At 49.5% G+C, this 20390-nt stretch carries 21 protein-coding genes; 19 read left to right on the plus strand and 2 right to left on the minus strand.

What is annotated here, in order from left to right:
- Window positions 1-15 precede the first annotated feature (15 nt).
- Complete coding sequence (locus tag ACU70B_RS05185) at window positions 16-441, minus strand: Hsp20/alpha crystallin family protein (protein ID WP_447185281.1); 426 nt, start codon at window positions 439-441, stop codon at window positions 16-18.
- A 165-nt stretch (window positions 442-606) separates the two neighbouring features.
- On the opposite strand from ACU70B_RS05185, the gene spoIVB reads away from it, so the two are divergent.
- From spoIVB to ACU70B_RS05225, 8 genes are all read left to right on the plus strand, one after another.
- Entirely contained in the window at window positions 607-1911 is a 1305-nt protein-coding gene (gene spoIVB / locus ACU70B_RS05190; protein WP_447185282.1) for a SpoIVB peptidase, read from the plus strand.
- Between the two features lie 252 nt (window positions 1912-2163).
- Window positions 2164-2967 (plus strand): sporulation transcription factor Spo0A, encoded by an 804-nt coding sequence (gene spo0A / locus ACU70B_RS05195; RefSeq protein WP_447185283.1) that lies wholly within the window; start codon window positions 2164-2166, stop codon window positions 2965-2967.
- Window positions 2968-3126: 159 nt separating this feature from the next.
- The gene (steA, locus tag ACU70B_RS05200; RefSeq protein WP_447185284.1) at window positions 3127-4248 is read left to right on the plus strand and encodes a putative cytokinetic ring protein SteA; all 1122 of its coding nucleotides are present in this window, start codon (window positions 3127-3129) and stop codon (window positions 4246-4248) included.
- Between the two features lie 64 nt (window positions 4249-4312).
- Window positions 4313-5209 carry a copper transporter gene (locus ACU70B_RS05205; RefSeq protein ID WP_447185285.1) on the plus strand — a complete coding sequence of 299 codons (897 nt, stop codon included), beginning with the start codon at window positions 4313-4315 and terminating at the stop codon, window positions 5207-5209.
- A 5-nt stretch (window positions 5210-5214) separates the two neighbouring features.
- A complete protein-coding gene (locus tag ACU70B_RS05210; RefSeq protein WP_447185286.1) occupies window positions 5215-5886 on the plus strand; it encodes a glycosyltransferase family 2 protein in 672 nt (223 codons plus the stop codon).
- Entirely contained in the window at window positions 5883-6734 is an 852-nt protein-coding gene (locus tag ACU70B_RS05215; RefSeq protein WP_447185287.1) for a hypothetical protein, read from the plus strand. Before ACU70B_RS05210 ends, ACU70B_RS05215 begins: the two co-directional genes overlap by 4 nt.
- Window positions 6727-7839, plus strand: a complete 1113-nt coding sequence (locus ACU70B_RS05220) for a M20/M25/M40 family metallo-hydrolase (protein WP_447185288.1) — start codon at window positions 6727-6729, stop codon at window positions 7837-7839. Before ACU70B_RS05215 ends, ACU70B_RS05220 begins: the two co-directional genes overlap by 8 nt.
- 350 nt (window positions 7840-8189) lie before the next feature.
- Window positions 8190-9287 (plus strand): DUF3866 family protein, encoded by a 1098-nt coding sequence (locus ACU70B_RS05225; protein WP_447185289.1) that lies wholly within the window; start codon window positions 8190-8192, stop codon window positions 9285-9287.
- Here ACU70B_RS05225 and ACU70B_RS05230 read toward each other — a convergent pair.
- The gene (locus tag ACU70B_RS05230) at window positions 9284-9409 is read right to left on the minus strand and encodes a hypothetical protein (protein WP_447185290.1); all 126 of its coding nucleotides are present in this window, start codon (window positions 9407-9409) and stop codon (window positions 9284-9286) included. The genes ACU70B_RS05225 and ACU70B_RS05230 overlap by 4 nt on opposite strands.
- A 59-nt stretch (window positions 9410-9468) precedes the next feature.
- On the opposite strand from ACU70B_RS05230, the gene ACU70B_RS05235 reads away from it, so the two are divergent.
- The 11 genes from ACU70B_RS05235 (at window position 9469) to ACU70B_RS05285 (ending at window position 20342) form a co-directional block, all read left to right on the plus strand.
- Complete coding sequence (locus ACU70B_RS05235; RefSeq protein ID WP_447185291.1) at window positions 9469-10008, plus strand: NUDIX domain-containing protein; 540 nt, start codon at window positions 9469-9471, stop codon at window positions 10006-10008.
- Window positions 10009-10010: 2 nt separating this feature from the next.
- Window positions 10011-11174, plus strand: coding sequence for an endonuclease Q family protein (locus ACU70B_RS05240; RefSeq protein ID WP_447185292.1), 1164 nt, complete (start codon window positions 10011-10013; stop codon window positions 11172-11174).
- A gap of 33 nt (window positions 11175-11207) precedes the next feature.
- Complete coding sequence (locus ACU70B_RS05245; protein WP_447185293.1) at window positions 11208-11876, plus strand: hypothetical protein; 669 nt, start codon at window positions 11208-11210, stop codon at window positions 11874-11876.
- Window positions 11877-12076: 200 nt separating this feature from the next.
- Entirely contained in the window at window positions 12077-13423 is a 1347-nt protein-coding gene (locus ACU70B_RS05250) for a putative manganese-dependent inorganic diphosphatase (RefSeq protein WP_447185294.1), read from the plus strand.
- A gap of 356 nt (window positions 13424-13779) precedes the next feature.
- On the plus strand, window positions 13780-14388 hold the full coding sequence (gene spoIIM / locus ACU70B_RS05255) for a stage II sporulation protein M (RefSeq protein ID WP_447185295.1): 609 nt from the start codon (window positions 13780-13782) through the stop codon (window positions 14386-14388).
- 18 nt (window positions 14389-14406) lie between these two features.
- On the plus strand, window positions 14407-14667 hold the full coding sequence (locus tag ACU70B_RS05260; RefSeq protein ID WP_447185296.1) for a hypothetical protein: 261 nt from the start codon (window positions 14407-14409) through the stop codon (window positions 14665-14667).
- A gap of 61 nt (window positions 14668-14728) precedes the next feature.
- Complete coding sequence (gene xerD / locus ACU70B_RS05265; RefSeq protein ID WP_447185297.1) at window positions 14729-15619, plus strand: site-specific tyrosine recombinase XerD; 891 nt, start codon at window positions 14729-14731, stop codon at window positions 15617-15619.
- Between the two features lie 32 nt (window positions 15620-15651).
- Window positions 15652-16827: a phosphopentomutase gene (locus ACU70B_RS05270; RefSeq protein WP_447185298.1), complete on the plus strand. Its 1176-nt coding sequence runs from the start codon at window positions 15652-15654 to the stop codon at window positions 16825-16827.
- Window positions 16828-16851: 24 nt separating this feature from the next.
- On the plus strand, window positions 16852-18156 hold the full coding sequence (locus ACU70B_RS05275) for a thymidine phosphorylase (protein WP_447185299.1): 1305 nt from the start codon (window positions 16852-16854) through the stop codon (window positions 18154-18156).
- A gap of 109 nt (window positions 18157-18265) precedes the next feature.
- Entirely contained in the window at window positions 18266-19369 is a 1104-nt protein-coding gene (locus tag ACU70B_RS05280) for an iron-containing alcohol dehydrogenase family protein (RefSeq protein WP_447185300.1), read from the plus strand.
- Window positions 19370-19547: 178 nt separating this feature from the next.
- Window positions 19548-20342, plus strand: coding sequence for a DUF1653 domain-containing protein (locus ACU70B_RS05285; protein ID WP_447185301.1), 795 nt, complete (start codon window positions 19548-19550; stop codon window positions 20340-20342).
- The last annotated feature ends 48 nt before the right edge of the window (window positions 20343-20390 follow it).

The raw sequence follows: 20390 nt of genomic DNA on the forward strand, positions 1-20390 counted from the left end.
CCCCCGGCGTTCTGCTTACTTGATGTCAATGCGGTGATGATTGGGGTTTTCTTCCTTTAATTTGGGGAGAATAATGGTCAACAATCCGTCGTTATACTCGGCGCTTACTTTCTCGCTGTCCACGTTTTCTACATAGAAGCTGCGTTTAACATTTCCCTGCCTTCTTTCCCGACGCACATAGTTGGGCTTTTCTTCATTAATTTCTTCATTTTGTTGGGCAGATATGGTCAAATAATTTTCTTTTAATTCGACCATGATTTGATCCTTCTTTACTCCAGGAAGTTCAGCTTCCACAATGTATTCTTTGGCGTTTTCCCTGATATCGGCTTTGATGCCCAAGTCAAACCAGGATTCGGGGTCAAAGAAGTCCCGGATAAAATCTCGGCCGAAATCAGCAGGCGAAAGGTCTCTTCTTCTTCTAAAAGGACTCAGTTCGAACATTGTTTACCAACCTCCTTATAAAATTATACTTGATGGGTTTAAATACATTGTATATTAATAGTCAGATAAAGTCAAACAATTATCTGGCTTTTGCTAGAAACTTCAGTATAGTATGCCCGGGTAAGGGAGAAAATATAGCATATGAATTTGGTGGGAGTGAATTTGGTGCGTAAAATCAGGCCCGTAATAGGAATTATACTGGCACTGGCTTTCCTTACTGTTTGTTTTACTCCCCAGGCCAGGACCATGTTAAGCCTGCCTTCCTATCAGCGCATGGTAGTAGGTGAATCAAACGAGATAGCGATTGAATTGCCTGCACTGCTGGCCAGCAAAGTGGATTTACAGGTTATAAGGCCAACCGAGAGTGTTTTCGCTTCATCCCAGGATCCGCCGGTAGTAGTCAACCGCGATGGCGACAATTATGAAATAACCGCCCTCCGCCCTGGAAAAGTGGATGTTCAGCTAAAACTGCTGGGTTACATCCCGATAAAGTCAATGGCAATAGAATCGCTGCCTACCCGCCGCCTGGTGGCGGGAGGCCATTCCATTGGGGTACTGCTGCAATCACGCGGAATAATGGTAGTTGGTTTTGCTCCCGTGCTGGATAAAAAGGGGGAAAAGCAATATCCGGCCCGGGATGAAGGAATAGAAATCGGCGACCTTATTTATCGCGTTGATGGGAAAACCGTAAACAGTGAAAATGATCTGGCCCGGGTAATAGACGATAAAAAGGGCGAGTCGGTATCGCTCAGTATAAAACGGCGGGGGAAATTTATAAGTGTTCCGGTTATCCCCGCTCCCTGCAGTGAAACGGGCAGATATCGCGTAGGCCTTTATGTGCGTGATGGAATAGTGGGAGTCGGCACCCTTAGTTTCTGGGACCCCGGCACCAATCAATATGCAGCCCTGGGTCACATTATAGTTGATGCCGATACCCGCCAGGGAATTGATGTTTTGCAGGGGAAAATTGTAAGCGCCTCTATTCAGGCTATCAAAAGAGGCAAGCCCGGGCAGCCGGGAGAAAAAATAGGAATTTTTAACGGTAAAGGTGAAATTGAAGGCAGCATAAACAAGAATACCTTTTATGGTATTTACGGAAAGACTGAAGCCCAGGTAGAAAATCCGCTCTCGGCCTATTCTCTGGAGGTGGGTTATGCTCATCAGGTAAAGGAAGGAGAAGCGGAGATATTCACCGTGGTGAACGGGGAGGATATTGAGCGGTTCAGCATTATGATTGAGAAGGTTTATCCGGAGCGGAGCAACGGCAAGGGAATGATAATCAGAGTTACCGACCCGCGGCTGCTAAGCTTAAGCGGAGGTATTGTGCAGGGAATGAGCGGCAGCCCTATAATTCAGGATTCTCGCCTGGTAGGGGCAGTAACCCATGTTTTCCTTAATGACCCGGAACGGGGCTACGGTATTTTCATCGATAATATGCTGTCGGAAATGAATGAAGTAAAGGAGCGATAAAGATGGTTTCGACAAATTTAGGAGCAGCCCTAATTGAATAGATATCCTCACAAATTAGTAGATTTAAGGTATAATAACAAAAAAAGGTCTCGCTTGTACCTATGTATTTATCTGTACCATTATGTTAATGCCTGTGAGATAATCGGTTAATTTAGTGGAAAAAAAAAGCAGGAAATGCTTAATCTACCGTCGAAAACGGTTAGTAATTCAATAAAATCTGATTTATTAAGGGATGAGGGGGAATAAATCGGTATGTTCAATGAATCTAATCAAATTAAGGTTCTGGTTGCAGATGACAATCGTGAATTTTGCGGAATCCTCAGGGACTACTTTTCCAATGAAGCCGATTTTGAAATGGTTGGTGTTTGTGCCAATGGTATGGAAGTTTTGGACGTACTGGAGAAAAAGGAGGTTGAAGTGCTCATCCTCGACCTTATTATGCCATACATGGATGGTATAGGGGTCCTGGAGAAAATCAACGAACTTAATCTGCAGACTCGTCCTAAAATTATAATACTTACTGCCTTCGGCCAGGAAAACATTACCCAAAAAGCGGTGCAGTTGGGAGCGGATTATTACATCTTGAAACCTTTTAACCTTCAGGTGCTGGGTGACCGGGTGAAACAGGTGGTAAGGGATATCAGACCAAGAACTGAAAACATAACCCCCATGTCTACGATTAGTATACCGTCAGCATCCCCCAAAAACCTTGAAGTAGAGGTCACCAAAGTGATTCATGAAATTGGAGTGCCCGCCCATGTTAAAGGTTATCAATATCTGCGGGATGCAATAATGCTGGTGGTGGAAGAGATTAATTACCTGGGGGCGGTAACCAAGGAGCTCTATCCCACCATAGCCCAAAAGTATGATACCACCCCCAGCCGGGTGGAAAGGGCGATCCGGCATGCGATAGAGCTTGCCTGGGATCGGGGCGACGTCGATAAGATTAACAAGTTCTTTGGTTATACTATCAGCGGTGAGAAGGGCAAACCTACCAACTCCGAATTTATTGCCATAATTGCTGACCGCCTGCGTTTGGAGAATAAGGTCGGCTAAGTGCTGCCGGGTATCCAATACCTCTTGTTGATTGCAATTGCAAGCAATGAGAGGTATTTTTTCATATAAGGAAGTAGCTGGATGCAAGTTTTTCTTTACCCGGACTATATGATAATATTAAGGGCGATATTAATGTGCTGTGGGCAGCAGAGGTGAAAGATGAGTATAAAAGGAAGGGCTCGCCTGGACAGGCGCACCAAGAATCTGGTCAAGCGCCTGAAAAGACAGGACATAGCCATAATTGACCATGATGATGTTGATGAGGTGGCCGCCAACTCTTTAATCGATATCCGTCCTCAGGCTATAATTAATGCCCAGGCCTCAATAACCGGACGTTATCCGGCCAAAGGCATATACAAAATTCTCAAGGCCGGTATTCCGGTTCTGGATGAGGTAGGAGACGGTATTTTTTCGGAAACCAGGGAAGGCAACTTTATAGAAATCCGGGGAGACGAAGTCTTCAGCGGCAAGCGGACGATAGCCCGGGGCCGGATACTAACCCTGGATGAAGTAGCGCGCAAGCTGCGCATTGCCAACGAGAATATTCAAACCGAGCTCGATAATTTTGTGGATAATACCCTGGAATATGCCAAAAAGGAAAAAGATATTCTGCTCGGAAACGTTGACGTTCCTTTGCTCGGTACCTATATGCTGAACCGGCATGTGCTGATTGTGGTTCGGGGCAGCAGCTACAAGGAAGACTTAAAGACCATAAGTTCCTACATACAGGAGGAAAGGCCAGTTTTAATAGGGGTGGACGGGGGGGCGGACGCCCTGTTGGAATTTGGCCTTAAACCTGATATTATCGTTGGAGATATGGACAGTGTGTCTGATGCGGCTCTTTGCAGCGGTGCGGAAATAGTGGTGCATGCCTATGCCAATGGCAAGGCGCCTGGATTGGAAAGGGTTCAGGCCGTGGGTTTGGAGGCCAGTGTATTTCCCATGCCGGGTACCAGCGAAGATATAGCCATGATTATTGCCTGGGAATACGGCGCCAGCCTTATTGTGGCTGTGGGTACCCACTCCAATATGATTGATTTTCTGGAAAAGGGACGCAAAGGCATGGGCAGCACTTTTCTGGTTCGGCTCAAGGTGGGCTCTATATTGGTAGATGCGCGAGGGGTAAGCCAGCTGTATAAGCAGAGTCTGCACAGCCGATATTTAATTCAGCTTTTTATAGCCGCTCTGGTGCCTATCATTATTATTTTATGGGTTTCTCCCGCCAGCAAACCTTTTTTCCGCCTCTTGCTGCTGCAGTTGCGGTTATTGTTTGGTACCTAAAATTTTAATAAAGATTGAGGAACAAGAACCGTAAGAGCCGTTTTATAGTGAGGTGAACATAACATTGATTGATTTGAAATATCATATAACTTCAATAGTTGCTATCTTTCTTGCCCTCGGTCTGGGAGTGCTGATAGGCAGCTCCATAGTCGGGGATAATCTTCTGGTAGACCAGCAAAAAAAGATGATAGATCGTCTGGAAGAGCAATTTTATGTTTTGCGGGATAAAGAGGATAAACTGGAGGCTGATAACGAATATAAAACCAATATTATCAGCAACTATGAAAACTACAGCCAAACCGTGCTGCCGTTACTGGTTGAAGGTCGCTTAAAGGGCTACAAGGCTGCCGTGGTAGTAACCGGTGACAGCGAAGTGCCGGCAGGGATGGCCAATGCCCTTTCCAACTCCGGAGCGGAAGTGGTCAGCCAGATTATATTGCTGTCCAACATGAACCTGGAGTCACCTGAGCTGCGCAGCCGCCTGATAAATTTTTATAATTTAGACGGCAAGACCTCGCGGGATACTCTGCGGCACTATGTGGCGGTAAGTGTAGCCGCGATACTAAACGGCATCGACGAGCCGGGGCTGGTCACCTTTCTGGAGCAGAATAACCTGATCAAATTCAGCGGTAATAACAGGGTCCCATTAAACGGCGTAGTTCTTCTGGGAGGAGCCAATAACTTGAACAGCTACTTTGCCGAGAGCTTTGACCAGGGTTTGGTGAGCTATTTTAACGAAAAGGGGATCAAGGTATATGGGGTGGAGCAATCCCAGGTGGCCTATTCTTATATGAGCGTTTATCAAAACAATAATATAAGCACGGTTGACAATATTGACCTTAGCCCGGGACAGATATCCCTGGTTCTTGCTATGGAAGGTGAAGCCGGCGATTACGGTATGAAACCCACGGCCAAGAAGTTTATGCCTTCACTACTGGTGGACAATCCCGGAGAAAGGTAAGCGTTATGACCATTACAGCAGTTATACCCGCCTATAATGAAGAAGAACGGATAGTCGATACCTTAAGGGCAGTAAAGAGCCTGGGCCGGATAGACGATATAATTGTGGTCAATGACGGTTCCCATGATCAGACTGCACAGCGGGTCAAGGCGGAAGGGGTTGCCCTGATTGACCTTCCCGGCAACCAGGGCAAAGGAGGAGCCCTAAATGCTGCTCTTCCTTATATTAACGCTGATATAGTGGTGTTTCTCGATGCCGACCTGGGAAAGTCGGCGGCCGAAGCGGAAAAGCTCATAGAGGCGGTCAGAACCGACCTATGCGATCTGGCCATAGCTGCTTTTCCTCCTGCCGGCCGCAAGGGGGGCTTTGGTCTGGTTAAGGGGACTGCAGCCCGGGCTATAAACCGGGCGGGTAAAATGAAAGCGACAGCACCCTTGAGCGGGCAGCGAGCGCTGAATCGCAAGGCACTTATGTTGCTGGCCCCTTTTGACGAAGATTATGGGGTGGAACTGGGCATGACCATCAGGGCGCTGGCTAAGGGCCTGCGGGTGATGGAGGTACCCACTGTCATGAGTCATAAGGAAACTGGAAGGGATATCAAGGGTTTCCTGCATCGGGGGAAACAATTCCTGGATGTCATTCGGGTCTTAAACAAGCTAAGGAGGAGTGGCCTTTGAGTATTGCGCTTATAGCCGTATTGGCTATACTGTCAGGCGCAGTGGCCGAAGGGATAGTTTTATATTTTTTGCTTAGCATGCTAAGAGAATCAGGAGCGGTCAGAAAAAACTACCTGGGACATGACATACCGGTTGGCGCCGGTATAGGTTTTCCGGTAAGCGTGATCCTGGTTTTTATTGTTTATATGCTGTTTTCCCGCTATGATTCTTCTTTCAGCACCTACCTGATCGGGATAATAGCAATTTCTTTTCTGGGCTTTATCGATGACATGCTGGGGCAAAGGGATACCCTGGGTTTTAAGGGCCACTTCGGAGCCCTGTTTCAAGGAAAGCTCACTACCGGGGGCTTTAAAGCCCTGGGAGGAGGGGTTGTTGCCTTTTTTATGGCCTTTTCCCTGGTGACTCCGGGATCGTTGGGGCATAACCTGGGGAATATAATCGTCAACACCTTGATCATCGCCCTTTTTACCAATACGCTTAATTTACTGGATCTGAGGCCGGGCCGCGCTTTAAAGGGATACCTGTTTTTTCTGCTGCTGATTGGGTTAATGGCTGCCGGCAAGGTAAACTGGCTTTTGATAGCTCCCCTGCTGGGGGCAGTGCTGGTATATCTCCCGGTCGACCTCAAGGCGCGGGCCATGATGGGGGACGCCGGTTCCAACGTGCTGGGCCTGACTCTGGGATACTGCAGCGCAATCCACCTGCCCTGGCCTTACCGGATAGGGGTGCTGATTTTTCTTATAGCCATGCATATATACACCGAAAAATTTTCCTTGACCCGCACAATCGAAAGGGTACCATGGTTACGGGCTATTGACCAACTGGGAAGGAGCAACGAGAATGGTTGATGAGAGAAGACTGGTGGATTTGTTTATACGCCTGGTTGAAACCGACTCGGTTTCCGGACATGAGGGCCGGGTCAGGGATTTACTCAAACAGCACTTCAGCGCAAGAGGCTTTGAGCCGGAAGAGGATGATGCTGCCGGGATACTGAACGGAAACTCCGGAAATTTACTGGTCAGGGTAGGGGGAGACGTAGATAAGCCGCCGGTATTATTTGCGGCTCATATGGATACGGTCGAACCGGGAGAGGGTGTAAAGGCCATCATCGGGGATGACAGGATCATCCGCAGCCAGGGCGATACTATCCTGGGTTCTGATGACAAGGCTGCCATAGCTGCACTGCTGGAGGCCTATGAAGTGATACGGGAGCAGCAGATTCCCCATCCGCCACTGGAAATTTTATTTACCGTAGGCGAAGAGCAGGGGCTGATGGGGGCCAAATCATTTGATTTTACCCTTCTCAGATCCAAGCTCGGTTATGTTCTGGATGACGGCAATGATCCCGGTACCATCGTAATCAAATCACCCTGCCAGAATGAGATCGAATACCAGGTTGAGGGCCGGGCCTCTCATGCCGGCATGAACCCGGAGGACGGCATCAATGCCATTCAACTGGCAGCTCAGGCTCTGGCGCAGATGCCCTGTGGACGCATAGACGAGAATACTACCTGTAATTTCGGTATTATTGAAGGCGGCCTGGCGCGTAACATAGTTGCTCCGCAATGCCGGATAAAAGGAGAAGCCCGCAGCCATAACCGGGAAAAGCTGGATCAGCTGAGCGAACATTTAAAAGATACCTTTATCAGTGAAGTGGAAAAGCTGGGTGGCAAGGCCCGGGTGCATATAGAATTTCTCTACCCGGAGATAGCCCTGGAGCCCGAGGAAGAGGTGGTTCAGCGGGCTATCAGAGCTGTGCGCAAGTCAGGCCTGAACCCGTGCTTGGCGGCTACCGGGGGAGGCAGCGATGCCAGTGTTATCAACGGGCAGGGTATTCGCTGCGTCAATCTGGGGGTGGGCATGAAAAATGTCCATACTACCGGTGAATATATTGCCATCGACCACCTGGTGCAGGATGTGAAGCTGATTCTGGCCATTATAGAAGAAAGCTGACGGTAGGGGGGGTTTTCAGGACAGGCGCAGCCATAATATGGAACAGAAGAGGTGAAAGCGGGGAAAGCGATGAAACGCGGTTCTGAGCCAGGTAGTGGGAATCCCAGGGTTTTGCCCGACGGTAAAAAAAAGACCGGCTTTTGAGGAATATTATGGCTGCGCCTGTCCCTCCACGAATTATGTTTTTAGAAAAAATAGTAAAAGCATACGGATGCAGATTTGAAAGTATAAGAGCCTGGTTTGGACGTATAAATAGGCGGTAGTTTTAACGACGGAGTATTTATGCATCCAAACCGCCACGTTATATTGCGATAGGGCAGAGTTGGCAAGTCAATTTATCAGGAGGAACGATGTTGGAAATACGGCGCGGAACGATTATAAAGGAACTGTTTGCCCGGGAAGGGATAAAGGGCTTTCTGGTAAAAACCGAAGCAGGAGAAGCCGGATGTATAGCCTACCCGGATTTAAGCGGCGATATAAATCCGGGGGATGAAGTATTGCTGAACACCACGGCTGTTTCCCTGAAGCTGGGAAGCGGCGGTTATCACTATGTTATCGCCAACCTTAACTCACCCGGAAAGGAAATGCCGCCTGGGGGGCATATCATGAAAATGCGCTATACCCCCATGCAGATAAAAATCTTGAGCGTGGAGGAGGAGGATAGCCCCCACCACCAAGCGATGATGAAGGCCGACAGCCTGGACCGGATTCCGGTACTGGTTGCCACTCTGCACTCCATGCTGGCGCCTCTGGCGCTGTATCTGGGCCGGCAGGGTTTCCGGCTGGCCTATGTTATGACCGATGGAGCTGCGCTCCCCCTGGCATTCAGTCAAACGGTCGACTATTTGAAAAAGGAGAAGCTGCTGGCAGGAACAGTTACCGTGGGTCACGCCTTCGGGGGAGACCTGGAGGCGGTTAACGTCTTTTCCGGACTGCTGGCCGCGCGCAAGGTGCTGCAGGCCGATATTATAATAGCAAGCATGGGGCCCGGTATAGTAGGAACCGGAACCCGGTGGGGATTTACCGGGATAGAGCAGGGACAGATACTCAATGCGGTACACAGTCTGGGAGGAGTCCCGGTGGCGGTTCCCCGTATCAGCTTCGCCGATCCCAGAATCAGGCACCGGGGAATAAGTCACCACAGCCTGACCGTTCTTTCCCGGGTTTGCCTGGTAGAAGCCGTAGTCCCGCTGCCTGATCTGGCCGCTGACCAAATGGCTTATATTCTGGGGCAATTGCAGGCCCGGGAACTGATGGATAAGCATAATATCTGCCTGGAAAACAATCCCGGTATCCTTGAGATTCTTAATAATAGCGGCCTCAAACTCAGCACCATGGGCAGAGGGGTTGAAGAGGAACGGGAGTTCTTCCTGACCCTGGGCGCCGCTGCCCGGGCAGCGGAAAAACTGTCCCGGAAAGAGCCGTTAAATCGAATCCATGCCGTTTAGTGCAGGTTCCGGTGAATAAATTCCTGCAGGGTAATATGGGCCGGAATACCCTTGAAAAACGAAGGCAGATCCTTTACCTGGCCTATAAAGGTAATACCCCCTTTTTGAATTACGATTTGCATTGCCATCACCTCGGTTGCAGTCTATGCAATGGGTGGTAATTTTATGCAGGAGGGAAAGCATGAAATTTGAGGAGAAAACTATTAAAAGCGAAGATATCTTCAGCGGCCGCATCATCAAGGTCAGGGTAGATACGGTAAGTCTTCCCGATGGGCGGGAAAGCACCCGGGAAATTGTTGAACATGCCGGCGCGGTAGCTATTGTGGCCCTGGATGATGAAAACAATATTCGCCTGGTACGTCAGTATCGCAAACCGGTAGAACAGGTTTTACTGGAGATACCGGCGGGAACTATGGAAGCAGATGAAGAAGCGTTAAGCTGCGCTCAGCGGGAATTGGCTGAAGAAACCGGCCTGCAGGCTGCCGTTTGGGAAAGAATTCTATCATATTACAGTGCTCCCGGCTTCAGCGATGAAGAATTGCACCTGTATCTGGCTCGGGATCTCACCTCTGGCGAGTGCAGCCCGGATAGTGATGAATTTCTGGAAAGTGTAAGTATTCCCCTGAATGAAGCTTACCGGATGATTTTTACAGGTCAAATCGTTGACGGTAAGAGTATTATAGGTATACAATATGCTTTTAATCGTCTGGTGAGGGAATAAAATTGAGGAATATTTACGGTGACCTGCATATCCACGTTGGCAGTGCCGGCGGGCGGGCAGTCAAGATAACTGCCTCCCGCAAGCTGGATCTGTATTCAGTATTGTTTGATGCCGCCCCCCGCAAAGGTTTGGATATGGTAGGTATAGTAGATGCGGGCAGCATCCTGGTGAGTGCGGAAATCGAAGCCATGCTGGAAAAGGGCGACCTGCGTGAGCATCCCCGGGGAGGAATGCTGGCCCGCAATGGTGTGCTTTTAATTCCCGGCTGCGAGGTGGAAAGCCGGGAAGGCGTTCACCTGATTCTATATTTACCCAGGCTGAAGAGTATAAAAGACTACCAGAAATATATGCGCAGCCGGGTCAGCAATATGACGCTCTCTACCCAGAGGGCCGATGTCTCCATAGCTGAACTCATCAATTTGAGTCTGGTTCTGGATGGAATATTTTGTCCGGCTCATGCCTTTACTCCCCATAAGGGCATATATGGTTTCCTGACCCGCAGGTTGGGGGATGAACTGGGGAGGGATGCCGGCAGTATCAAGGTGCTGGAACTGGGCCTGAGTGCCGATACCGATATGGCTGGCATGATAGGCGAAACCCGCGATTATACTTTCTTATCCAACTCTGATGCCCATTCGGCCGATAATATCGGCCGTGAGTACAATCTTTTGCGCATGGCCGATAAGAATTTTCAGGAACTGGGATACTGTTTGGAAAATTTCGAGGGACGCCGGGTTCTGGCCAATTACGGAATGGATCCCCTGATGGGCAAATACCACCGCAGCTATTGCACCAACTGCATGACTATAAGCAGTGATGCCCCACCGGTTCTGAGGTGCAGCCGTTGTGGCAATGACAAGCTGGTCATGGGAGTTTATGACCGGATTATACAGATTAGGGATCAGGAGGAGCCACGCTATCCGGTAGGCCGGCCTCCTTATAATTACCGGGTACCGTTGAAGGATTTGCCGGGAGTGGGGCCCAAGTTAAGAGAGAAACTGATGGCTTCATTTCACAATGAGATAAATTTATTGGAAAAAGCCAGTAAAGATGATATTGAAAGAGTGGCAGGAGCAGTTGTGGCCTCCTATATTACCCGTATGCGGGTGGGCAGGTTGCCTATCACCCCGGGTGGGGGAGGCAAATATGGCCGGGTCAGGAAATAATCTCTATAACCCGGGTTTTAAGGTGGTATATGAGTGGACAGGTCCAAGAAGATAATCGTTGGCAGTGATGCCAGCGGTGCCCGCGATGCGGCCCGTGAAGGCCTGCTGGTCATGATTGTTGATGTTATTGACATGTCAACAACCCTGGAGAGCGCAATGGATGCCGGCGCCTATGCGGTGTTGGGGTGCAGCCCTGATTATGCCACGGCTCCGGTCGAGGTAGTGCCGGAAAGGATAGGCAGGGAAGCCTGCCGCCTTTCCCGCGAATGCGGGGGGGGTATTATCCTGGTGGCCGAACCCCGGTCTGGGTCCGAGGATGAGCGCCGGGCCCGCTGCCGGAAGGTTATGCGGGAAATCAAAAAGGAAAAGGGCATAGTGGAAGCCGTGCTTCCCAATATCGGGGCGGAGACGCCCAAACTGCTGGATATGCAAAACCGGGTGGTGGTGGCAGTCACCGACACCGGGGGCGTAGCCTATGATGCAGCCTTTCAGGTTAATCCCCGGGTGACAACCGGCACGGTGGCCCGGACCTATAAGCAGAAGGGGATGGAGCCGGCATTGACCGCTGCCCGCCGGGCTCTCCGCCTGCTTGACCGGAATGACCGGGGTATAGCCGTAATAGCCGCCAGCCGCAACTCGCTGGAAGATGTTCTGGCCGCCCAGTTTATTGCCAATTTACTTCTGCAGGATAATATTCTCTAAATGGTTGGCGGAAGGCATAGCCACAATATTCCATAAAAGCCCGGTCTTCGGTGGCGGTGGGACTGATGCCGGGGATTAATGATAGCTTTGTGCCTGGGAAGAACAGGATAAAGCGCTTTCCCTCGCCTTTACCTCTTTTACTCCATATTGTGACTATGCCTTCACAGGGTTTTAAAAATTTATAAAGTAGGTGATGACTGATGAAACCGGTTTATGTTATAGGTCATAAAAACCCGGATGTGGACTCAATTGCCGCCGCGATTGCTTATAAGGTGTACAAGCAGAGCAGTGCTGAAGGCCTGTATATAGCGGCTGCTGCCGGAGAGCTGAATGAGGAAAGCGGTTTTGTATTGGAACAGCTTGAATTTGAGGTTCCGGCGATTGTTAAGAACGTGGGCACTACTGTGGACGATCTGCTGGATATGGATGAGATTGTCTACGTAACCGCTGATATGACCGTAGTTGAGTTGAGCAACTTTATGCAGAAGCACCGGCTGAGGACCTTGCCGGTGCTGGATGATAAACATAAATTCCTGGGTCTGTTGACTATCGGTGACCTGGCCATGATTTTTATGGAGCGTCTGGGTCAGGGCAAAGATGTGGAAAATAGTCCCGAAATCCTGCGGGATATCCTTAGCAAAAAAGTAGCGGATATCATGAAGACCCGTGATCTGGTTCTGTTCGAAAGTCATGAAGCGGTGGAAGATGCCCGTAAGCAGATGCTCTCTTCCCGCTTTCGCAATTATCCGGTGGTAGACGAGGATAATCGCTACCTGGGGATGATATCCCGTTATGATTTGCTGCAAATGAAGCGCAAAAAGGTAATCCTGGTAGACCATAATGAAAAAAAACAGGCGGTCGATGGAGTGGATGAAGCGGAAATACTGGAAATCATAGACCACCACCGGGTGGGCGACCTGCAGACCATTATGCCCATCTATTTCCACAATGAGCCGGTGGGTTCCACCTGCACCCTGGTGGCCGAGGCTTTCCTCGGTAATTCGGTGTATTTTAGTCCCAACCTGGCAGGACTGATGCTTTCAGGTATTTTAAGCGACACCATGATCTTCAAATCACCTACCACAACCGCCAAAGACCGCCGGGTAGCGGCTGAACTGGAGCGGATGTCGGGACTTAACTCCCTGGAATGGGGTAAAGCCATCTACAGCACCTCACATCTGGAACTGCATAGCGAAGAGGAACTGATAACCGAGGACCTGAAGGAATACGTCAGCGGTGATGAACTCTTCGCCGTTGCTCAGGTCGAGACTGTAGACCTGGGGCGAATAAGACAACGTAAAGATAAATTGGTCAACGCCATGCAAGAGGTTTGCCAGCGTCATAAGTATGCTTTTATGTGTCTTATGGTTACCGATATTCTGGAGGCGGCTACCGAGCTTATTGTCGCCGGAGATAAAAGCAATCTGGTGGAACAGGCCTTCGGACAAACAGGAGGGGGCGGTATTTATCTGCACGGGGTTATGTCCCGCAAAAAACAGGTGGTGCCAGTCATTTATGAGGCCCTGCGCAAGCAGAAAATGATGTAATTGCCATTTGATTCTGCTGCCAAAAGTTATAACGTGGTGGTGTGGATGCATAAATATTCCGTTGCCAAGACTCCGCATGGGCAACACCAGCTGCTTGTCTTGCGGCTGCAGGGTATTGCTCTCAGCTTCTGCATATTTATGCATCCACACAGAGTTTTTGCAGTGGAAGCACATTTAGATTTTGGAATATAATCCCAACGATATGAGCCGGTTTCTGGCTCATTTTTCTTTTAACGCATAAACTATCTCCCGAAAAAATATTATTTTCTAGGGAGCCATGACAGCTCTTTAAGCAACGCCAGATACCGTAAAAGGGCATGATATTCCCGCTAATTCAAGCCGTAAGGAGCCAGGATATGAGTTTCAAAGCCCGGATCAAACAGCACATAAGTGAAAACCGCCCCCAGTATGTCCTGGTTCTTCTTATGTTCGTTATTGGTTTAATTATGGGCAATTACCAGGTTCCCGGCCTGGACGGAGGTGTGAAAGACCAATTATCGGGTATTGTTGACAGTTATTTAAGGGGGGGCATGGAGGGGAGCCTGGGCGGGCATGCGATACTGGCCAGTGCATTTCGTAAACAGCTGCAGGCGGTACTGATGTTATGGTTCCTGGGATTAACGGTGATTGGTTTGCCCCTGGTATTGGCAGTTATCTGGCTCAGAGGCTTTTCCCTGGGTTTTACAGTAAGTTTTCTGCTGCATGATCGGGCTGGAGCCGGAATACTGATTACTCTGATATCGCTTCTGCCCCAAAACTTCATCTATATTCCTTTTTTTCTGGCCTGGTCGGTGGTGGCTATTAATTTTTCCGTTTATATCATGGGAGGAAGGCCCAACGGTATAACATTGGGCCGAGCGGTGCTCGGGTATACCGGTTTGATGCTGGTTTATCTTTTGATTATGCTTGCGGGAGCCTTTGTGGAGGCATACCTGTCACCCTGGTTTCTAAGCTTGATACTTTAGTCAGCGGAGGTGGAATAGGTGATTGTTATCATCGATAATTGGAAGAAAAAGCTGTTTCAGGTGGGTGTGGCTCTGGTATTAATTGCAGTTTTTATTTATACTTTACCCATAATCACCGGTTTGTGGCATAAGCAGGTGCCAGTTGGCGGACGATGGTTCCAGGAAGAACACCCCAGCGGCAATCCCATGCGGGTGGAACAACGCAGCCGGGGAAGCAACTTTGATCGAATGCTGGACCAATTCGTTATTAAAGTTCAGGATTTTTACTACGAGGAATAGCCTGCAGAAGGAAAAACCGAACGCAAGGTCAAAAATACTAGAAAAATGCAGGAGTGAGCTGATGCAGAAATACGTCTCTGCCTTTATTGAATACCTTGATTATGAGAAGGGTTTGTCCTTAAATACCCAGGCGGCTTATCGTCGTGATTTGACCAAATTCAGTAATTACCTGCAGAAAAGTGCGGGGCTTACTGACCCGATTGGGGTCGGTAAGCAACAGGTAATGGGCTTTCTAACTGCCCAGGTGGACGAAGGGGCAGCTTACTCAACGGTAGCGCGCAGCCTTTCCAGCATCAAAACTTTTTATAAGTTCCTGGTGCTGGAAGACTATGTCCTGAACAATCCCACCTCGGATTTGGAGACGCCTAAAATTAAACGCAAGCTTCCTGAGATTTTGACTATCGAAGAGGTGGACAAACTTATGCAGCAGCCCCGGATAACTCTTCCTTTGGGGTTGAGAGACCGGGCCATGCTGGAATTGATGTACGGAACCGGGGTCCGTGTATCCGAGCTGTTGAGTCTGCAGATTGAGGATGTTAATACTACGGCCGGTTTTATGCGCTGCTTGGGTAAGGGAAGAAAGGAGCGAATCATACCGGTTAACCAGACCTCGGTAGACTGGATAATCAGGTACCTGGCCCGGGCCCGCAATTCATTGGTAAAGAATCACCTGGAAAGAACCCTTTTTGTCAACGCCAATGGCAGGGCTATGAGCAGGCAGGGGTTCTTTAAGATTTTGGCCGGTTATGTGGAGAAGATGGAGATAAATAAGGAGGTTACCCCGCACACGTTGAGGCATTCTTTTGCTACCCACCTGCTGGAAAATGGAGCAGATTTGCGGGCCGTACAGGAAATGCTGGGCCATGCCGATATCTCCACCACCCAGATTTACACCCATCTAACCAGATCCCGACTGATGGAGGTTTATCAGCTTTACCATCCCCGGGCCTAAAGGCTGTAAAATGATTGGAGGTAGTGATAGTAATGGGCAAAAGAGCTGTAGTTATAGTACTTGACAGCCTGGGAGCAGGAGAGTGTGCGGACAGTTGCCTTTACGGTGATCAGGGGTCCAACACCCTGGCCCATACCGCCCTGGCGGCAGGAGGACTTAACCTGCCGCACCTGCAGGAACTGGGAATGGGCAATATAATTGCCATCCAGGGAGTACCGCCGGTGGAATTACCGCAGGCGGCCTATGGCAAGATGCAGGAGAAATCGCCGGGCAAAGACACCACTACCGGTCATTGGGAACTGATGGGATTGGTGCTGGAGCAGGCTTTTCCCACTTATCCCAATGGGTTTCCGCCTGCATTGATCAGTGAGTTTGAACGGCGCATCGGCCGTAAAACCCTGGGAAACATAGTGGCTTCCGGAACTGAGATTATAAAGGAACTGGGCCTCACCCATATGCGGACAGGCTACCCTATCGTATATACTTCGGCTGACAGCGTATTTCAGATAGCCGCCCATGAAGAGACAATCCCCTTGGAAACCCTTTACCGATATTGCCGTATGGCGCGGGATGTTCTAACCGGCGAACATGCGGTGGGCCGGGTTATTGCCCGCCCCTTTACCGGCGATCCCGGAAGTTTTGTCCGTACGGCTAATCGCCATGACTTTTCCCGGGAGCCGGATACAACTCTTTTGGATCATATCAGGAGTAGCGGGCAGATGGTGATCGGGGTGGGTAAAATCAATGATATATTTGCCGGGCGCGGTATAAGCGAGTCTTATCCGACTGTTGATAACCAGGATGGGATTAATAGAATCCTGGAAATTTTGGCTCGGGATTTCAGCGGGCTGCTCTTCGCCAACCTGGTGGATTTTGACCAGCTCTACGGGCATCGCAATGACCCTGTTGGTTATGCCCGGGCACTGGAGGAATTCGACCGGCGGCTGCCGGAAATACTGGCTTTATTAAGTCCTGAAGATTGGCTGATTATTACGGCTGACCATGGTTGTGACCCTACTACCGGCAGTACCGATCATTCGCGGGAATATGTGCCTTTACTGGTTTACGGGCAGGGAGTAAAACCGGCGGTTAGCCTGGGCTGCAGGGAAAGCTTTGCCGATGTTGCTGCCACTCTGGCCGACTACCTGGAAGTTTCATCGGATAAGCTGGCCGGTAAAAGCTTTTATTCCTGTTTAAATAAACACTAATTATTTTAAGGGGTTGATGCAGTAATGAACGTACAGGATCTGATAATTAAAAAAAGGGACGGGCAGGAATTGACCCGGGAAGAGATTGAATTTTTGGTTGATGGTATCAGCAATGGCACCATCCCTGATTACCAGTTGGCTGCCTGGCTCATGGCAGTATATTTTAAGGGAATGAACGCAGCCGAGATCCGCCATTTGTCATTGGCAATGGCGTATTCCGGCGAAGTAGTGGATCTTTCCGAAGTTGATGGTATAACGGTAGACAAACATAGTACCGGCGGCGTGGGGGATAAGACTACCATGGTAGTAGTTCCTCTGGTTGCTGCTGCCGGGGTACCAATAGCCAAGATGTCAGGCCGGGGTTTAGGCCATACCGGGGGAACCATAGATAAGTTTGAAGCTATTCCCGGCTTCCGGGTGGAACTGCCCCACAACCGGTTCGTAGAGCAGGTTAACCGGGTAAAGGCGGCCGTCATATCCCAAAGCGGCAATTTGGTACCGGCCGACAAAAGACTTTATGCCATTCGGGATGTAACCGGAACCGTGGAAAGCATACCTTTGATCGCATCGAGCATAATGAGCAAAAAAATTGCTTCCGGGGCCCGGGGAATCGTACTGGATGTAAAGGTAGGCAGCGGGGCTTTTATGAAAAATAAGGAGAAAGCCCTCGAGCTGGCCAAGGATATGGTAAAGATAGGGCAGGGAGCTGATCGCCAGGTAGTTGCCGTATTAAGCAATATGTACCAGCCGCTGGGGCACATGGTGGGGAACAGCCTGGAAGTACGGGAAGCTATTGCTACTTTACGGGGGGAAGGTCCGTCCGACCTGGAAGAGATTAGTGTTGTCCTGGCGGCTCATATGCTGGTTCTGGGGGGCAGGCATGCCGATGTAAACCTTGCCGCCGGCGAGATCAGGCAATTGCTTAAATCCGGCCGGGGGCTGGATAAATTCAAAGAAATAGTGGAAGCCCAGGGAGGCAGGCTGGACTATGATATACCGGCTTGTGGAATGCCCCGAGCCCGCTTTAAAGCTGCATTAAGGGTAAACAGAAGCGGATATGTCACTGAACTTAACGCAGAGGAAGTTGGCAGAGCAGCCATGCTGGCAGGCGCCGGAAGGGAACGGCTGGGAGACAGCGTCGACTATACGGCCGGGGTAAAACTGATTAGAAAATGCGGCGATTATGTGGAAAACGGTGATGCCATCGCCATGATCTATGGCGGCAATGAAGCCAAAATTGAAACTGCCAAAAAAAGGCTGGCCCAGGCTTATCGGTTTGGCGACCAGCAGCCACAGCCTGTTCCTTTGCTCATAGATACTATAAAATAAGGACATAAACCACGGGGAAAGTGTAGGGGGCGGTTTCTTGCCTGCAGGGCTGCAGGCAAGAAACCGCCCCCCGCGCCTGAAACCCGCATTAGAAAAGGAGGAAACGGATATGACCTGGAATTGGTTGTCACCTACCAGATTCTTTTTTGGCAGTGGCGCGATAGCTGACAAATATGAAGAGATTAAGACCCTGGGCAAACGGGCCTTGATTGTGACCGGAAAGGGTGGGTCGGCGGTAAGAAACGGTTCCCTGCGGGACCTCTGCCGGGCCTTGTCGGACTGCGATATAAGCTGGGATATATTCCGGGAAGTGGAGGCTAACCCGTCGGTGGAAACAGTACGCCGGGGGGCTGCAATAGCCCGGGAGACCAAGACGGAATTTGTTGTAGGTCTGGGGGGAGGTTCTCCCCTGGATGCTGCGAAAGCCATTGCAGTGCTGGCGGTAAATGATATTACCGATGAAGAAATGTTTGCCGCCCGATTTACTGCCGCCCTTCCCCTGGTAGCTATACCCACCACGGCTGGAACCGGCTCAGAGGTGACGCCTTACAGTATCCTTACCTATCCTGCCATAGACAGTAAGAAAAGCATTTTCAGCCCTGTGATTATTCCTGTGCTTGCTTATATCGACCCTGAATATACCCGGGATATACCTTTAAATATCACTGTCGATACGGCTGTTGATGCTTATTCCCATGCCTTGGAGGGTTATCTGGCGGTAAAAAGCAACCCTATAAGCGACCTGATTGCCCGGGAAGCACTAAGAATCAGCGGGACCGAGCTTAAACTGCTGACAAGCGGGACTAGTCCGGGAAGAGCCAGTCGGGAGGCTTTGCTTTATGCTTCCACTCTGGCGGGATTGGTTATTAGTCAAACCGGAACCTCTATTCCTCATGCCATGGGATATCCTTTGACCTACTTTAAAGGGATTCCGCACGGCAGGGCCAATGGTATCTTAATGCCGGCTTATCTTGCCTTCACCCTCAGAAACGGCGACAACCCCAAAGTGATGGAGGCTCTGCAATGCTCCGGCTTCAGCAGCTTACAGGAATTCAAAAAATTGATGAGGGACTTGTGCGGGCCGGCCCCCGAATGCAGCGACAATGAGCAAACCCGCTTTATAGAAATTTGCTCTCAAGCCAAGAATCTCAGTAATCACATTGTCCGGCCGTCACGGCAGGATCTTGAATCCATGCTTCAGGAGTCTCTATAAGAGAAATGCGGGGGCGATTCTCTGATATAAATTGAACCTATATCATGGAATCACCCCGCGATGCGCCATCGCCCGCACTATTGGCAAAAGCTATTATTCCCGGCGGAAATTACGATATAAGTAACAAGGCTGATTTTATGAATTATGATTGCAATTCTACTGGAATGGGGGCAAAAAGATGAAGTTGTTTATTTTGCACGGACCGTCGGCATCAGGTAAGACCATCCTAATGAATTACCTTTTATCAGAGGATTCTGACTATCTGGAACCTCTGATTTCTTTCACCACCCGTCGCCAACGGACCCGGGAAAAGCAAGGTCGGAATTATCATTTTATTACTCGCCGGCAGTATGTTGAATATTGCCGGGCGGGTAAGATTTATGAGGAAGTCAAGTATCTCGACGAGTCCTATGGAGTCACCAGTGATGAATTGCAGCAGGTGAATCAAACTAAAAAAAACGGGCTGACCATAATGAACATCGAAGGCATCAGAATTTTTAAAAACAAGATGGAAGCCCAGGATGTGGTCAGTATTTTTATTTATCGTGATTTAACGGATATTATAAACTCGATAATGGAAAGCGACCGCAGCCAGGAGGAAAAGGAGAGACGGATTGAGCTGGCCAAAGAAGAAATGCCGGAAATGAGCAGCTGTGATTATATTGTATATAATATCGGCACCCTGGCCGACGCCTATTCCCAATTAAGAAAGATTATCAAGCAAGAAATAAATGCCCGGCCCATAAATATGCAGATTAGAGCGGGAGAGCGCTACCGCCATTTTAAGGGCGATGTTTACGAAATTATAACCACTGCCCTGTACACCGAAAACTACTGCCCGCTGGTGGTATACAAAGATGCCCGCAGCGGAATCGATTACGCCCGGCCTTATGAAATCTTTTGCGGCAAGAAAGAGTTGAAGAAAGAAAACCGGATTGTAAACCGTTTCGAGCTGGTTAAAGAACCCGAATAGTGAGAGAAGGTGCGGTGAGGGTTCATTCACCTTACAGTAAAGGTGAAT

It is taken from the genome of Syntrophomonas curvata, assembly GCF_052976825.1.

Coding starts and splice junctions, on each gene's coding strand:
- ACU70B_RS05285 (WP_447185301.1), top strand. CDS start 19,548: ATGAAGTTGTTTATTTTGCACGGACCGTCGGCATCAGGTAAGACCATC.
- ACU70B_RS05275 (WP_447185299.1), top strand. CDS start 16,852: ATGAACGTACAGGATCTGATAATTAAAAAAAGGGACGGGCAGGAATTG.
- ACU70B_RS05235 (WP_447185291.1), top strand. CDS start 9,469: ATGAAATTTGAGGAGAAAACTATTAAAAGCGAAGATATCTTCAGCGGC.
- spo0A (WP_447185283.1), top strand. CDS start 2,164: ATGTTCAATGAATCTAATCAAATTAAGGTTCTGGTTGCAGATGACAAT.
- ACU70B_RS05225 (WP_447185289.1), top strand. CDS start 8,190: ATGTTGGAAATACGGCGCGGAACGATTATAAAGGAACTGTTTGCCCGG.
- steA (WP_447185284.1), top strand. CDS start 3,127: ATGAGTATAAAAGGAAGGGCTCGCCTGGACAGGCGCACCAAGAATCTG.
- ACU70B_RS05230 (WP_447185290.1), bottom strand. CDS start 9,409: ATGCAAATCGTAATTCAAAAAGGGGGTATTACCTTTATAGGCCAGGTA.
- ACU70B_RS05185 (WP_447185281.1), bottom strand. CDS start 441: ATGTTCGAACTGAGTCCTTTTAGAAGAAGAAGAGACCTTTCGCCTGCT.
- xerD (WP_447185297.1), top strand. CDS start 14,729: ATGCAGAAATACGTCTCTGCCTTTATTGAATACCTTGATTATGAGAAG.
- ACU70B_RS05270 (WP_447185298.1), top strand. CDS start 15,652: ATGGGCAAAAGAGCTGTAGTTATAGTACTTGACAGCCTGGGAGCAGGA.
- ACU70B_RS05250 (WP_447185294.1), top strand. CDS start 12,077: ATGAAACCGGTTTATGTTATAGGTCATAAAAACCCGGATGTGGACTCA.
- spoIIM (WP_447185295.1), top strand. CDS start 13,780: ATGAGTTTCAAAGCCCGGATCAAACAGCACATAAGTGAAAACCGCCCC.
- ACU70B_RS05210 (WP_447185286.1), top strand. CDS start 5,215: ATGACCATTACAGCAGTTATACCCGCCTATAATGAAGAAGAACGGATA.
- ACU70B_RS05280 (WP_447185300.1), top strand. CDS start 18,266: ATGACCTGGAATTGGTTGTCACCTACCAGATTCTTTTTTGGCAGTGGC.
- ACU70B_RS05220 (WP_447185288.1), top strand. CDS start 6,727: ATGGTTGATGAGAGAAGACTGGTGGATTTGTTTATACGCCTGGTTGAA.